Raw genomic sequence first — 16,162 nt, forward strand, 5'->3', positions numbered from 1 at the left:
TAAAACTAGTCTCTATCACCATTAAAAATAGAGTTTCTAACAATTACATAATCCACTTTTCTTAACGCATTCAAATCTTTGCCACCTGAATATGAAATTGAACTTTGTAAATCTTGTTGCATTTCTATTAAAGTATTCAGTAAAGAACCTTTGTGTTCAACAAACATTTTTTTACCTTCAACATTTTTGTGTTCGCCTTTTTGGAATTCAGAAGCACTACCAAAGTATTCTTTATACATTTTACCATCTAATTCAACAGTTTCGCCAGGAGATTCTTCATGTGCTGCAAATAATGAACCCACCATTACCATTGATGCGCCAAAGCGAATTGATTTAGCGATATCACCATGTGTTCTGATACCACCATCAGCGATGATTGGTTTTCGTGCTGCTTTACTACAATGGTTGAGTGCTGATAACTGCCAGCCACCAGTTCCAAAACCAGTTTTAATTTTAGTAATACAAACGCGACCAGGGCCTATACCTACTTTCGTAGCATCTGCACCGGCATTTTCAAGTTCACGAACGCCTTCAGGTGTACCCACATTACCAGCTATTACAAATGTCTCTGGAATATGTGCTTTTATATGTTTAATCATATTAATGACTGAATCTGAATGACCATGTGCAATATCAATTGTAATATAGTCAGGGATTATTTTTTCTGCTGCTAATTTTTCAACAAAACCGAATTCACGCTCTTTCACTCCTACAGAAATAGATGCGAACAAACCTTTATCTTGCATCCTTTTAGTAAATGGAATACGAGCTTCTTCGTCAAATCTATGCATAATATAAAAATAATTATTTTCTGCAAACCATTCTGCTAATTCTTCATTCATCACTGTTTGCATATTTGCTGGTACTACTGGCAATTTAAAGTTTCTTGAACCAAATTTAACAGTTGTATCACATTCAGAGCGACTATCAACAATACATTTATTTGGTATCAGTTGGATATCTTCATAATCAAAAATTTTCATAATTTAACAAACCCCTAACATCTTTAATAAAACAATAATATAATGGTAAGATTTTCATGATGATTTTAAATATTATATAAGGAAAATACATGTTTTTACATCAGATTCCGAACAATAACTTTTTAATTTATCTTAACCAATTGATAATATACATTGTTTTACTATAAATGTAAACGAACTTGGGTCGTATTTACCAACTTGATTTTTTAATACCTGGAATTTGTCCTTTATGTGCATATTCACGGAAAGCAATTCTAGACATTGCAAATTTTCTGTAAACACCTCTAGGTCTTCCAGTAACTTTACAACGACGTGTTAATCTTGTTGGTGAGGCATCTCGTGGTAATTTTCTTAAAGCTTCATAATCTCCTTTAGCTTTCAATTCTTGACGTAATTCATAATACTGAGCGACTAACCGTTCTCTTTTTTGTTCTTTTGCTATTTTTGATTTTTTTGCCATTAATATAACTCTCCTTTTAAATCGTAATGATTTCGTTTTAAATCATAACACATCTATTTAATTAATCAAATAGAAAGTTCTAAATCCAACTCATTATTACAATTTGTTTGAATGAGATAATTCATATCTTCTTTAATGCATATATATTTTAGAAAAGTAATTGAAATTGAATAATTTATATGATAGAATTTTAAAGCGTAATCATTCCTGTTAAGAAAGAGGTGTCAACTTTGCGCGTAAATATTACATTGGCTTGTACTGAGTCTGGCGAGCGTAACTATATTACTACTAAAAATAAACGTAATAATCCCGAGCGTATAGAACTTAAAAAGTTCTGTCCAAGATTAAACAAATATACGTTACATCGCGAAACAAAATAATATGATGTTAGACCTTATCTTTTGAATACGACATATTTAAAAGTAATACAGAACTTAAATGATTTGTTAAGTTCCAGAAATAAAGGTGTTTCCATAATGGTGTCACCTAAGAACGTAGATAGGGAGTGGGACAGAAATCTAATTTTTCTAATAAAATTTTGTCGTCCCACCCCAGCACAGCTGACTAGAACTGAAAAAAGCTTGATATAAGCGCATTTTCAATTCAGTCAGCCACTGCCAATATAAAAATGAGCCTGAGGACATATGCTATGTCCCAGGCTCTATTTCCTACGATTAGTCAAGTACTAGTATTTAAAAAAGGCATACTAAAATAGACCTTATGATTTTATTTTTTAAAATAAGGTGTTAATATATATTTGATTGTATGATTGTTTTAATGTGGGGACATTTGATAATCATATAACTTATTATTAGTAACTAAATAATGAATTGTTTTCAATAGGCGGTTCATACAAGCTACTATTGCAGTCTTATGAGATTTCTCATTAGGCTGCTTTCTTAATTTATAATAATAATCTACTATATGATTTTCAAAACGGTGTTGACCACGTAATATATTACATATAACCAAAAATAATAAACGACGTGCTTTTTTGTTTCCACGTTTATTAATTGTGTCTCTATAATGCGTTAACCCAGATTGATATCGTTTGATATCAATACCTACAAATGCGTTTAATTGTTTATGAGAGTGAAAGTTAGAAATATCTCCCAATTCTCCAATAATCATCGCCGCTGTTAATTCTCCTATACCTGGAATAGAAATAATATTTTGAAAGCAATTTAATTCTCGTGCTAAATCAATCATCTCATTATCTAGCTTATCCATCTGTTGAATAGAAAATTTTAATTGTTGAGTAATAATTTGAACTTTTTGGACTAAAAATGATTCTGCTTCTACATTTGGATAACTTTCATTCGCTAATTGAAGTAAAAGTGTTGAATACTTGTCTGCTTTTTCTAGAGACATACCTTTATTTGTTGAGTTAAGTATATCTAAAGTTAATGTGTGTGGGGCTTTTTGAAGCACAAAGTCTGGATGAGAAAAGCATTCCGCAATATTAAGGGCAATTATAGAATAGCGATTTTTAAAAAGATTTTCTAATCCGGGAAAAGTTTGATGAAGCACTTCAATCAATTCTATTTTTAAACGATTTTAATTATTTTCGATTTCAAGATGAAATCGAGCTCTTTCTCTTAATTCGAAATAAATAGAACTATCTGATTGTTTCATACTCTTTTTTGAAAGATTTGGTGCTAATAGAGCTAACTTGTGAGCGTCAGACTTATCCGTTTTCCAGGACCTTAAAGAACTTGTTTTAAACTTTGCTTCTAACGGATTAATTTCAACGAAATTAATATGATTTGTCTTACAAAACTTAGCCATAGCTCTTGAATAAATTCCAGTCGATTCAAATATGAGACACATATCATGAAATTGCTTCAAATATTTAAGTAAATGGTTAAATCCATTTTGGTTATTTTGCATTGTAAATTCTTTAACAAATTGCTTTTCAGAATAGTGGGCAATTACACTATCTTTTTTACTAATATCAATTCCTAAGTATTCGATATAAATCAAACCTCCTAAAAAAAGTTTGAGAAGCGAAAACTTTACTTAACCTTTCTCATTTCACTTTCCTATACACGGTTTCAAGAACCCAACATACTACAATCGAATTTCAAAAGGCGAGAGTAAAGCTGATCAGTTTTTAGTACGGATTTAAAATCCAAGAGTCTGCTCGATCTACTTCTCTCTACAACTATAAAAAATAGCTGTGAAAAAATCTATCGTCATAGATTTCTTCACAGCTAATCTTAGTATGTTTTTTATATTCATTTTTATTGAGAGTATCTTTTTTTATTTCATTTTCTAAGGGCTTTTTCATAATAGAGATTCCTTTATTTTTATTATGAAACTTTAAATTTGATTAGATCATCACACAGAAATAAACCCTTTTGCCATGCATTCCATAGCTTTCAAATCTTATAGGTCATTAATAAGTGTTAATTAACATTTTACAACTTAATTGTCACTTTTAAATTTTTAAGCAGTCTTCTAATCAACCGTGAAACATCTTATAATAGAATAAGTATTTATTATTGGAGGAGAATTTTATGGAAAATCGCCACATGTCAGACGAGCAGAAAAGTCATATCATTAATTCAATAACGACAAAAACAAAAGACAAAAGTATTTGTAATTGTGAACAGCCTAAAATCGAAATTTTAAATGGGCATTATTTCGCGCCCTTATTAACAGCTTCATTAGGAAATGATGCAACGCCGTTAATTGCACTAATGTGCAATAATTGCGGTAAAATCCATTTTTATTCACAAAACTTTTTAGGAATTAAAACGAGATAACATAAAAAGGTAGCCTCCATTATATTGGAAGCTACCTTTAATTATAAATTCTGCTTTAAGGTTTTAAAAATCTTAGAAAGTTAATACCCATCATATTAACTTAGTCTGCTACTTCTAAATCTACATCATTGATATCAATACCTAATGCATTCGCTACGCCTTTACCATATTCACTATCAGCTTTGTAACAGTGACGGATATGACGGTGTTGAACTTCTAATGTAGTACCTTGCATTTCATTTGCAGTATTTACAAATATACGCTCTTGTTGCTCTTTAGATTGTAATCTAAACAAGCGACCTGGTTGTTCGAAGTAATTGTCATCATCTTGTCTAAAATCATATTCATATGCTTCGCCTTCAATTGGTAATCCAGGTTTTTTAAATTGTGGTTGATCTTCAAAAGAACCATCACTATTTGGATAATAGTGTGTGCCACCGCCTTGATTATTATCTAAAATTCTCATTTGACCATCTCTACTGAATGGACAAATATTTTCAACACCTACACCTTTAGGTTGGTTTACTGGAATTTGCCAATGGTTAGCACCCAGTCTGTAACGTTGTGTATCACCATATGAGAATAAGCGGCCTTGTAACATTTTATCCGGTGAAAAATCTAATCCTGGTACAATGTTTGTTGGCGCAAATGCAGCTTGTTCAACATCTTGGAAGTAGTTATCAGGGTTACGGTTCAGTTCCCATTCACCAACTTCAATTAGCGGATAATCACCTTTATACCAAACTTTAGTTAAATCGAATGGATTATCTTTATGATTTCTTGCTTGCTCTTCAGTCATCACTTGAATATATAATTTCCATTTTGGATAATCTTTATTTTCGATTGCTTCGAATAAATCACGTTGTGATGATTCTCTATCGTTAGCAATAACGCTTGCTGCTTCCTCAGGTTGTAAGTTTTCAATGCCTTGTTGAGTTCTGTGATGGAATTTCACCCATACACGTTCACCTTTGTCATTGTACATTGAATAAGTATGAGAACCGAAGCCATGCATATTTCTAAAACCTTTTGGAATCCCTCTATCTGACATCAAGATTGTTACTTGATGTAATGCTTCTGGTAACGAAGTCCAAAAGTCCCAATTGTTTTGCGAACTACGCATATTAGTTCGTGGATCACGTTTTACTGCGTGATTAAGACTCGCGAATAATTTAGGATCTCTAAAGAAGAATACTGGTGTGTTATTACCTACTAAATCCCAGTTACCTTCATCCGTATAAAATTTCAAAGCAAATCCACGGATATCACGTTCAGCGTCTGCTGCACCACGCTCTCCAGCTACTGTTGAAAAACGTGCAAACATTTCTGTTTGTTTTCCAACTTCTGAAAAAATACTTGCAGAAGTATATTTTGTAATATCATTTGTTACTGTGAATGTACCAAATGCTCCAGAACCCTTCGCATGCATGCGTCGTTCAGGAATAACTTCTCTATCAAAATGAGCCATTTGCTCTAAAAAGTACCAATCTTGCATTAATAGTGGTCCTCTAGGTCCTGCCGTCATACTATTTTCTCTGTCCGAGACTGGCGCACCAAAAAGGCTTGTCAATTTTTTATCATTACTCATAAAAATTCCCCCTCGATTTTCTAAATAATAATAATTATTATCTAGCACTTATTTTAATGTAATATGATTTTAAAAGCAACAAAGTATCATTGAAATATGTGAAAGTTTTCTAAATATTTAAATATTTTATGAATTTTAAGTCACAAAAGGCATTGCTTGTATCACTTAAAAGCATTAAAATGGACTGTATATATAAAATTCAATAGATTATAGGAGATTTTTTATGGCACAAAATAATATGAATCGTGGTCTTAACTCTCGACATATTTCAATGATAGCAATAGGCGGCGCCATCGGTACTGGTTTATTTGTAGCAACTGGGAATGTTATATCTCAAGCTGGTCCAGGCGGCGCAATATTGGCGTACTTGATTATTGGCGTAATGCTGTATTTCTTAATGTCATCTATCGGTGAATTAGCTACGTTTTATCCTGTTTCGGGGTCATTCAGTTCATACTCTACCCGTTTCGTGGATAGTTCATTAGGCTTTACGATGGGTTGGTTATATTGGGCAATATGGTTACTCGTAACGAGTGTTGATATCATTATATCTGCAAGCGTACTTTATTATTGGGATGTATTTCAATTCTTCTCACCAATGACGTGGAGTATTATCTTTTTATGTTTACTCTTTTTACTGAACATTTTTTCAGTTAAAGCTTTTGGTGAAACAGAATTTTGGTTGTCACTTATAAAAGTTATCACAATTGTTGTATTTATTGTGATTGGTGTATTAACTATTGTTGGTATCTTAGGTGGTAAAACATATGGTTTAAGCAATTTCACAAGCGGAGAAGCACCGTTTGTTGGTGGGATTTCAGGCTTCTTAGGCGTATTACTGGTCGCAGGTTTCTCTGTTGGTGGTACTGAGGTTGTTGCTGTAACGGCTGGAGAATCCTCCAATCCGCATCGTTCAATGCCTAAAGCAATTAAACAAGTATTTTGGAGAATTTTATTATTCTATGTATTATCAATAGCTGTCATATCAGCAATTATTCCTTATACTGATCCAATGTTATTGAACAAAAGTGAATCAGTAGCACAAAGTCCATTTACAATTGTATTTGACCGTGTAGGTATTGCATTTGCAGCATCTGTAATTAACGCTGTAATTTTAACTGCATTATTATCTGCAGCGAACTCAGGTATCTATACTACGAGTCGTATGCTATTCTCAATGGCAGAAGATAAGCAAGCACCAAGATTCTTAGGTAAATTAAATAAAACTACAAAATTACCAATGGCTGCACTTTTTGTTACTTTTATCATTGTATTAGCTATAATTATTATCGCCCAATTCAAATCTGATATTATTTTCACATTACTTAATATCATTGGTTCTTTAGTCATTGTAATTTGGGGATCCAGTATTTTAGCACAAATAAGATTACGGTCAGCAATTAAAAAACAAAATAAAAATCCTGATGATGTACTTCCTTATAAAGCACCATTTTACCCATTAGGACCTATCATTGTAATTCTTGCTTTACTATTCTTATTTGTTGGAAATTCATTTGGTGCTGTAATGGCTCGTGATTTCGGAGCATTATTCCGAAATATTTTCCCTATGGTGATTTTAGCTATTGTTTACTTTGGTCATAAGTATTTCAAAAAAACTAAAATTGTTAAACTTGAAGAGTTGGATTTAAAAAGTCACGATTACAGTTAATGTCTTAGCATTGATGCACAGAAGCAATTATTTGTTTCTGTGCATCAATGCTTTTTCTTTTATAATAAATCGTGTTTATTGAATTCAACACATATTCAAATCTATAAGGCGATGATATTTTCAGTTGAAGAGAAATATAGTATAATGGATTATAATAATAAACGTAACTTAGAGGTGGAAATTATGATTGGACAAACGAATTTATTTGACGATATTTTAGAAACTGAGGAACGCTTCGTTATTGTTGTGCAATCACTTGAAGATAGACATAACCGCTTAATTAAACGCACATTAAGGGAGTATAGTAGTTTAGACCATTCACAAATGGAAAGTCTTTTTAACCATCTTAAAGATTTATTTCTCGAAGAAGATTTTGAAGAGAATCAATCCGCATTTTCTATTACAGTCTACACAAATTTAGATTATGCAGCTGATCAGGTATACGCGCATGTTAAACGACATCGCGGTAAAAATGAATGGACACATACAGCAAAATAAATACGTAAACGAACTTTAGACGATTGCTCTATTCATAAAACAAATCACCAATTCAATGGCTTGATATGCCAAGGAATTGGTGATTTTTTAAATTGAACAAATATAAACTAAACTTAAATCCAAGCCTATTTTATTATTTTTTGTAACGTATGTGGAATGCCATTATCAATATTACTTAAAGTAATTTCATCAGCTACAGCCTTCACAGCGTCATTTGCGTTGTCCATAGCTACTGCATAGCCTACAACTTCAAGCATTGATATATCGTTAGAACTATCACCAAATGCGACGACTTGTGCTATATCTATATCCAATTTCTCACATAGAGCAATAATTGCATTTCCTTTAGATACGTCTTTTGTCATAAATTCTAAAAAGTAAGGTTTGCTTGTTGTAACATCTACAGCTTCATTGAAACTGCCATCTAATTCAGTGTTAATAGCTGAAACTTTAGAAACATAATCAACGCCCATAATTTTAGGCACATCTGATTGAATATACGCCTTTATATCAACTACATGCTTCATTGGTAAACCAGTAAGCTCTGATTCAATGTTCATGTATTCGTGTTCACCTTCATATATGATGTGACCATCTTGATAAGTTAAAACAAACAATTCATGTTTTCTACAAAAATCTACAATTAAATCAAAATTTTCTTTCGTTATTGCTCGGCTCACTTCAACCGCTTCATCACGAACATTGATTGTTTGACCACCATTGTAACTAATCACATAACTATTATGTCGATCTAACTCTAACAATTTCGCAGTGGGTAGCATACCTTCAGTTGGACGACCTGAAGCTAAAATAACTTTATACCCTTGTTTTTGTATCTCAATTAAATAAGATTCTGTCTCAGGGCTGACTTTATTTTCAGCATTCATCAACGTATCGTCCATATCCATTACTATTACTTTATATTTACTCATGTTGCCTATCTCCTTTCAACATCTTCATTCTATACTACACCAAATTAAAGATGTTGGTACAATACTTTAGTTTCTACACCAGATTCGTTGATTGTAACAAGTTCAGATCGGCAACTTTCAAATTCATGCTTTAATTCTCTTACCAACTCACCACTACGTTCAGGTGCAATTAAATTTAATACTGTAGGCCCTGCACCACTTATTACTGTCGCATAGGCTTGGTACTGTTTAGCAATCGCTTTAATCGATTGGAACTCAGGTATTAAATGCTGTCTATAAGGTTCATGGAAGCCATCTTGCTCCATCATCTTGCCAGCAAGTTCATAATTATGCTGTATGAGTGCACTAATCATCGTATTACTTATTGCACTGTTTTGAACCGCTTTTTTGTGTGAAAAAGTATCAGGCAACGCATTTCTTGAGTCAGTTGTCTTCAATTCATATGATGGAATTGTGATAATAATATCTACTTTCGGTGTGTCAATATAAGACACATCTGTAACCTTTGTATCTGGATTATAATACCCGAGTACTAAACCACCATATATCGTAGGTGCGACATTATCAGGATGCCCTTCAAATTCTGTAGCAAGTTGAAGCAATTCATACTTAGACAATTCTATATCACCAAAATAGTTAGCAATATAAAGCGCACCTACCAATGCAGAGGCTGAAGAACCTAATCCTCTCGCTAATGGAATTTCACTTCTCATTTCTATATCTAAGTTGGGTAAAGTAACGTTATACTTACGCGCAACCTTTTGAGCAACTTGGAAAATATAGTGACTGTCATCAGTTGGTAATCCTTCAACATTTGGGCCGTTATGGTTAAATGTCCAAACATTATTCTTACTTACTTTCACATCTAAATATAAAAATTTATTTAAAGCCATTCCTATAGAATCAAAACCGACACCTAAATTTGCAGTAGATGCCGGAATTTTTAAATATAACCTATCGCTCATGCTATAGTGCTCCTTTGATGTAGTCTAGAATACTCTTTCTATCATTTGGTAAAGGTTTAATAGGGTTATCTAATAAAGAAATTGCAGTGTCAGGATCTTTTAAGCCATTACCTGTTAATACAGCTACTACCTTTTTACCTTTTGGTAGTTTTCCAGAACGGTGTAGTTTAATTAATCCCGCGATTGAAGCATTACTTGCAGGTTCACTAAAGACGCCTTCTTTTCGTGCCATAAGTTGATATGCTTCTAAGATTTCTTCATCAGTTACACTGTCGACTAATCCATTAGATTCATTCAATGCATTTGTCGCTTTATCCCAACTTGCAGGGTTCCCTATTCTAATTGCTGTTGCAACTGTATCAGGATCCTTCACTACTTTGTTTTGTACAATTGGCGAAGCACCTTCAGCTTGGAATCCGTACATGTTAGGTAATTGCGTATCATGCTTGTCGTGATATTCTTTAAAACCTTTCCAATAAGCCGAAATGTTTCCAGCATTACCTACTGGTATAGATAAAATATCAGGGGCAACACCGTCCAATTGTTGAATTACTTCAAAGGCACCTGTTTTTTGACCTTCAATACGGTATGGATTCACTGAATTTACAAGTGCAATTTCACCATTTTTAGCAACTTCTTGAACAATTTCTAAAGCTTCATCGAAATTGCCTTCTATTGAAACAATTTCAGCACCATACATAACAGCTTGAGATAATTTGCCTAAAGCAATTTTCCCTTCTGGTATTACAACGATTGCTTTTAAACCAGCACGTGCAGCGTATGCTGCAGCTGATGCTGATGTATTACCTGTAGAAGCACAAATCACTATTTTTTTGCCTTCTTCTTTTGCTTTGGCCATAGCCATAACCATACCTCTATCTTTAAACGAACCTGTTGGATTTGCACCTTCATACTTCACATGTAATTCAATATCAAGCATCTCTGACATGTTCTCACAGTAAATTAAAGGGGTATGTCCTTCATTTAATGTTAACTGTGGTGTTGCTTCATTTACGGGTAAATATGATTTAAATTCTTCTACTAATCCTTGCCATCTTTTCATAAATATTAAACCCCTTCTACTGGATAAATTTTCTTAACAATATAACCTGACTCTGTAATAGAGGTCTCTGGTGCTTCATCGATACCAACGATGACTATACCTACAGTATGCGCATCACGCTCTGATACTGATAATGATTTATGGAAAGGTAATATACTTTTAATTTGAGTTTCAACTTTGTTTATTTCTTCACCATCTGTTTGGACTACTAAGTAATAACTTTCTTTATCTTTAAACGAAATTGTATCCTCGTCATCCATCATTTCTTTTGTTTCTGCAGTTTTCAATTCAAAGTGTGGTGGTAATGTATGCAAATTCGTTTCAAAGTTTAATGTGACATTCAATAAGTCACTTACTACAGCACTACCTGTAGCTAAACTACCTGCACCTTTACCATAAAACATTGTTTCACCGACAGCATCACCGATAACATAAATTGCATTGAATTCATCTTCAACTGAAGCTAATTGATGCGATTTATTAACTAGTGTTGGCGCTACAGAAGCTTGTACTTGGCTATTTTCATATGTACCTTTACCAATTAATTTGATTTTATATCCTAATTCATCGGCTACTTTAATATCTGAAAGTTCAACGTCACTAATACCATGTCTATCTACATCAGCTAAATTGATGACTTGGTTAAATGATAAATAAGACGTAATTACTACTTTTCTTGCTGCATCGATGCCTTCAACATCATCAGTAGGATCTGCTTCAGCAAAACCTAATCTTTGCGCTTCGTCTAAAGCATCTTTAAATGATGTTTCTTCTTGTGTCATTTTACTTAAAATAAAGTTTGATGTTCCATTTAAAATACCCATGAATTTACTGATATTATTTGCATTTAAACCGTTATTTATCGCATTGACGATTGGTATACCACCTGCAACACTTGCTTCATATTTTAAAGCTACATCATTTTTTTGAGCTAATTCTTCTAATACATTCAAGTGAACTGCCAATAAATCCTTATTTGCTGTAATAACATGTTTTTTCTCGCTTAAAGCACGTTTCAACCAATCTACTGTTGGTTCAATACCACCCATGACTTCTACGACGATATCAATTGAATCATCATTTAATATTTCATCAATGTCTTCCGTCAAATGATACTTCGAAACATTTATAGGTCTTGAACGACTCTTGTCGCGTACCAAGATATGTCTAATATTAATATCTTTGTTCATTGTTTCTTTAATTTGTTCTCTATTCTCTTCAATAATTTTTACTACACCTGAACCTACAGTACCTAAACCGAGCAGGGCTACATTTAATTCCTTCATAAATTCATTCCTCCGATTGTTCTTCTAAAAAATACAATTGTACAGTTGAAAAATACTTGAATATGGTATAGTATAAATTCATTCATTATTTTTGTAAAGCTTGAAAATCTAAATCGTATATCTATCCTATCACTCTCGTGATAAAAACTAAACAAAATTTTCTGATTTTTTAGAAAGGTTGTATGTCACTATGAAAGTTTCAAAATTTGGAGGAAGTTCTGTTTCTAATGCAGAACAAATAAAAAAAGTATTAAATATTGTTAATTCGGACGAAGATAGAAAAATCACTATTGTTTCTGCACCAGGGAAACGACATAAAGAAGATGTGAAAACAACTGATTTATTAATTCGTCTATACGAAAAAGTAATTGATCGTTTAGACTATATTTCTAAAAAAGAAGAAATCATTCAGCGCTATGCCGATATTATTCATGAATTACATATGAGTGATACATTACTATCTACGATTGATCAAACACTAGAATCTTACATTGCTACATTAAAAGACAAACCTTCTCGTTTGTTAGATGCTTTATTATCTTGTGGAGAAAACTTTAATGCTCAATTGATCGCTGAGTATAATAACAGTCAAGGCATCCCTACCCGTTATATTTCGCCCGGAGATGCTGGCATAACTGTTACAGATTTACCCCAAAATGCCCAAATCTTAGATCAATCTTATGAAGCATTGTATAAATTAAGAGCATATGATGAAAAATTAATTATTCCCGGTTTCTTTGGCCTTTCAAGACAAAATTACATTGTTACATTCCCACGTGGCGGTTCTGATATTACTGGAGCAATTGTCGCTAGAGGTGTTAGAGCAGATATATATGAAAACTTTACAGATGTATCTGGTATTTTCAGAGCCAATCCTTCTATAGTAAAAGATCCTGAAGTGATTGATGAAATTACTTATAGAGAAATGCGTGAACTTTCATACGCCGGCTTTGGTGTCTTCCATGATGAAGCACTGCAGCCATTGCATAAAGATAGAATTCCTGTCGTCATTAAAAATACGAATAGACCTAATGATATAGGGACATATATTCGTCATGATAGAGAAATAAACTCTAATAACGTTGTCAGTGGTATTAGTTGTGACAAAGACTTCACAGTACTGAACATCAAAAAATACTTAATGAATAGACAAGTTGGTTTTACACGTAAAATATTAGGTGTACTTGAAGATTATGAGATTTCATTCGATCACATGCCTTCAGGTATAGACAGTATCAGTATCATAATGCGTTCAAAAGAAATTCAACATAGAGAAGAGCAAGTCTTAAACGATATTCGCGAACGTTGTGATGTTGATGAGTTGAGTGTAGAGCACGATTTAGCTGTACTCATGATCGTAGGAGAAGGTATGCATAGAATTGTCGGCACAGCCAATACAATAACGCATGCGCTTGCCGAAGCTAATATAAATTTAAAAATGATGAACCAAGGTGCTTCGGAAATATCTATCATGTTCGGTATAGATGTAACAGATGCAGAAAAAGCGGTTAAATCAACATATGAATACTGCTATAATGGTCAATGTTTAAAAATCTAACACGATGCATTCATAAATATTAAATAAAGAAATCCTTCAAATCAAATGTGCTTTAGTTAAAAGACTGACATTCTGATTTGAAGGATTTTATATTGCTTTCTTTTCTGAAATTAATGCTTGGTTAATACGTTCATCTCCAACAACTAAGCGTAAGATAACGAATTGATAATAACTTAATGAATCAATGACACTTCTATAATTAGGAATTTGATGATAATCGATAGGATCCAACAATTCATACATCAAGACGATTTCTGGTTTAACATAATCTACATCCCATTTGATTGAATGGAAATAAATATGTTTCTCAGGCATCCTAATATTATGATTCCATCTAAACATCCAATCTTCATCTTCTACATCATAAACAATAATCGTCATGATGATATCTTCGTTATCAAAGATATTAGCGTGTGTCACTTTAGGAAAATCAATTTTCGTGAAATCTGACGTTGAGGATGTGCCATCATATAGCACAGATTTAAATGTTTTAGGTATATATTTTAAAACTTCCCCTAAAAATTTTCTTTCAACACTTATGTCTACTTTTCCATTTAAATTAAATTTATCATGCAAAAATAATTGTTTAGCAACTTCACCATTATATTTAAATAAACTAGCTACATTTTCATTTAGCGTCTCTACAATTTGTTTAATATTATTATTTTTAGTATCTGGCAAATGAGCACCTCCTATTCAAAGTAAGCGTTTCCAATAATATTCATTATATAATTTGTAGAAGCGTTTTTCAATGTATAAAACATGAAAATGTGAAATAAAACACATTTAATTTTAAAAATCACCTATATGTATAAAATCATGTGCTAATCTGGTATTTAAAAATTCAGGTCTATTAATAAGCAAAAATTGATCAGCACTTTGTATTAGCGCAACTTGAATTTCAGCTACTTCAGGTATAGTCTGATATAATGAATTATCTGCCATATAAGGCATAGTAGCAAAATACCGACTAATACGATATTTTGAAAATGTTTGAGCAACATCTGTCCCTACTATAATATGATATTCACTGCTAACCACACCATTTGATAATATAATATTAAAATTTGTATGTTTAGCTACATATTTAATAATATCCGTAGAATAACTAATCACTGAGATTTTAATTCCATTATAAAATAATTGATCAATTATTTTATAAGCAGCAGGATGATTATCAAATGCGATAATTTCATTTTCATTGATCTTCTCAGTAATTTGCTCGAGATAACTTTTAATAGCACTCAAATTGTCGTCCTCCATCTACACTATTTATATTGCGCATAATTTATTATATCTATTTATAGTCATAAGTAAAACTATAAATCATTGTTCAAACGTTCACTTAGTTAACTTTTATTATAGGAATAATCACACAAATAATAACAATTGTTATTAATAATGATTTTATTGTATTTTTTATAACAATTTAATAAATACAATTTGTACTACTTTAAAGAAAGGCGTAAAATAAACCTTGTTAAAAATTAAATTAAGATTAGGATGATACACATGTTTTTAATTTCTATTTTACTTATAATAATTGTTCTATTAATTATTATTGTATTTATAAATCATCACCTTATGAAACATAAGCTTGATACTGAAATATATTCTAAGAATCAATTAGTTAATAAAATCAGTATGGTTACGAGTGAAAACACATACTTAAAAAATCAGATGTTAGATATTGATGCAAATAACGATACATATCATCATGGATTAAGAAAAGCCAAACAGGATTTAAATGAAATTTTATCACAATACAAAACAGAAACTAAGATTAAGTTTTATGACATCATTGCTACAAGTAATCTTGCAGTAAAACATCCGTTATTTGAATATGCAAGAACATTCGATTATATCGTGATAACTGATAAAGGGCTCTTCAACATTAATGTTAAAAATTGGAAACAAAAAACGTTCTACCATTTTAATGTAGACTCTAACTTAGAATCTTTATCTAATAATGAAGACACAGTAAATCAAACTGTCGGTCGCTACATTGCGAATCAATATCATTCACAATTTCAAACAACACGAAAAACAAGTTATACATTTATAGAACGTATCAAAAATAACTCAGTGATTTTTGAATTTTATAATTATGATCCATATGAACAATCTTCTCAAAATGCCAAAGTATTAGAAGATAAAATAAATGAACACTTAAAACGTCAAATCAAGAGTATAGGACTTGTTTATTTTACAGATGGTAGTGTGAATATCATAGATGGACCAACAATTAGAGGAGATTACGCAGAAACCGTCTCTTCAAAATCATCTTTAAAAGAAGTCATTGGTGAAACACTAGCATCTTCAAATGAATCATTAACTGAAGAACAATATAATAAATTAGTGAATCATATGCATTAATCGATATTACTAGAAA

At 32.0% G+C, this 16,162-nt stretch carries 15 protein-coding genes and 1 pseudogene; 6 read left to right on the plus strand and 10 right to left on the minus strand.

Annotated features, from left to right (window positions below):
* Nucleotides 1–5 precede the first annotated feature (5 nt).
* Both guaC and rpsN read right to left on the minus strand, forming a co-directional pair.
* The gene (gene guaC / locus AAA453_RS09555; protein WP_427704657.1) at nt 6–983 is read right to left on the minus strand and encodes a GMP reductase; all 978 of its coding nucleotides are present in this window, start codon (nt 981–983) and stop codon (nt 6–8) included.
* A 190-nt stretch (nt 984–1,173) separates the two neighbouring features.
* Nucleotides 1,174–1,443 carry a 30S ribosomal protein S14 gene (gene rpsN, locus AAA453_RS09560; protein ID WP_427704659.1) on the minus strand — a complete coding sequence of 90 codons (270 nt, stop codon included), beginning with the start codon at nt 1,441–1,443 and terminating at the stop codon, nt 1,174–1,176.
* A gap of 230 nt (nt 1,444–1,673) precedes the next feature.
* Here rpsN and rpmG point away from each other — a divergent pair, with 230 nt between their 5' ends.
* Nucleotides 1,674–1,823: a 50S ribosomal protein L33 gene (rpmG, locus tag AAA453_RS09565; RefSeq protein ID WP_002507773.1), complete on the plus strand. Its 150-nt coding sequence runs from the start codon at nt 1,674–1,676 to the stop codon at nt 1,821–1,823.
* 394 nt (nt 1,824–2,217) lie between these two features.
* Here the strand turns inward: rpmG and AAA453_RS09570 are convergent.
* Nucleotides 2,218–3,417 (minus strand): annotated as a pseudogene (locus AAA453_RS09570) (IS110 family transposase).
* Nucleotides 3,418–3,962: 545 nt separating this feature from the next.
* Between AAA453_RS09570 and AAA453_RS09575 the strand changes: the two are divergent.
* Nucleotides 3,963–4,211 carry a hypothetical protein gene (locus AAA453_RS09575; RefSeq protein WP_427704662.1) on the plus strand — a complete coding sequence of 83 codons (249 nt, stop codon included), beginning with the start codon at nt 3,963–3,965 and terminating at the stop codon, nt 4,209–4,211.
* Nucleotides 4,212–4,311: 100 nt separating this feature from the next.
* On the opposite strand, the gene AAA453_RS09580 is transcribed toward AAA453_RS09575, so the two are convergent.
* Nucleotides 4,312–5,799, minus strand: coding sequence for a catalase (locus AAA453_RS09580; protein WP_427704665.1), 1,488 nt, complete (start codon nt 5,797–5,799; stop codon nt 4,312–4,314).
* 223 nt (nt 5,800–6,022) lie between these two features.
* Between AAA453_RS09580 and AAA453_RS09585 the strand changes: the two genes are divergently transcribed.
* Both AAA453_RS09585 and AAA453_RS09590 read left to right on the plus strand, forming a co-directional pair.
* On the plus strand, nt 6,023–7,468 hold the full coding sequence (locus AAA453_RS09585) for an amino acid permease (protein ID WP_427704668.1): 1,446 nt from the start codon (nt 6,023–6,025) through the stop codon (nt 7,466–7,468).
* Nucleotides 7,469–7,651: 183 nt separating this feature from the next.
* A complete protein-coding gene (locus tag AAA453_RS09590; RefSeq protein ID WP_002507777.1) occupies nt 7,652–7,966 on the plus strand; it encodes a hypothetical protein in 315 nt (104 codons plus the stop codon).
* A 125-nt stretch (nt 7,967–8,091) separates the two neighbouring features.
* On the opposite strand, the gene AAA453_RS09595 is transcribed toward AAA453_RS09590, so the two are convergent.
* Genes AAA453_RS09595 through AAA453_RS09610 form a run of 4 tightly spaced genes read right to left on the minus strand, consistent with a single transcriptional unit; the run spans nt 8,092 to nt 12,212 of the window.
* Complete coding sequence (locus AAA453_RS09595; protein WP_069815908.1) at nt 8,092–8,898, minus strand: Cof-type HAD-IIB family hydrolase; 807 nt, start codon at nt 8,896–8,898, stop codon at nt 8,092–8,094.
* Between the two features lie 44 nt (nt 8,899–8,942).
* Entirely contained in the window at nt 8,943–9,863 is a 921-nt protein-coding gene (gene thrB / locus AAA453_RS09600) for a homoserine kinase (protein ID WP_069815910.1), read from the minus strand.
* A gap of 1 nt (nt 9,864) precedes the next feature.
* Entirely contained in the window at nt 9,865–10,926 is a 1,062-nt protein-coding gene (thrC, locus tag AAA453_RS09605; protein WP_069832829.1) for a threonine synthase, read from the minus strand.
* A gap of 5 nt (nt 10,927–10,931) precedes the next feature.
* On the minus strand, nt 10,932–12,212 hold the full coding sequence (locus AAA453_RS09610) for a homoserine dehydrogenase (protein WP_069815914.1): 1,281 nt from the start codon (nt 12,210–12,212) through the stop codon (nt 10,932–10,934).
* Nucleotides 12,213–12,402: 190 nt separating this feature from the next.
* Between AAA453_RS09610 and AAA453_RS09615 the strand changes: the two genes are divergently transcribed.
* Nucleotides 12,403–13,770: an aspartate kinase gene (locus tag AAA453_RS09615; protein ID WP_427704670.1), complete on the plus strand. Its 1,368-nt coding sequence runs from the start codon at nt 12,403–12,405 to the stop codon at nt 13,768–13,770.
* Between the two features lie 87 nt (nt 13,771–13,857).
* On the opposite strand, the gene AAA453_RS09620 is transcribed toward AAA453_RS09615, so the two are convergent.
* Nucleotides 13,858–14,451: a hypothetical protein gene (locus tag AAA453_RS09620; RefSeq protein WP_069815918.1), complete on the minus strand. Its 594-nt coding sequence runs from the start codon at nt 14,449–14,451 to the stop codon at nt 13,858–13,860.
* A gap of 111 nt (nt 14,452–14,562) precedes the next feature.
* Nucleotides 14,563–15,018, minus strand: a complete 456-nt coding sequence (locus AAA453_RS09625) for a hypothetical protein (protein WP_427704673.1) — start codon at nt 15,016–15,018, stop codon at nt 14,563–14,565.
* Nucleotides 15,019–15,282: 264 nt separating this feature from the next.
* Here AAA453_RS09625 and AAA453_RS09630 point away from each other — a divergent pair, with 264 nt between their 5' ends.
* The gene (locus AAA453_RS09630) at nt 15,283–16,146 is read left to right on the plus strand and encodes a hypothetical protein (RefSeq protein ID WP_427704675.1); all 864 of its coding nucleotides are present in this window, start codon (nt 15,283–15,285) and stop codon (nt 16,144–16,146) included.
* Nucleotides 16,147–16,162 lie beyond the last annotated feature (16 nt).

The sequence above is a fragment of the Staphylococcus parequorum genome, assembly GCF_039237145.1.
Classification (GTDB): domain Bacteria; phylum Bacillota; class Bacilli; order Staphylococcales; family Staphylococcaceae; genus Staphylococcus; species Staphylococcus equorum_A.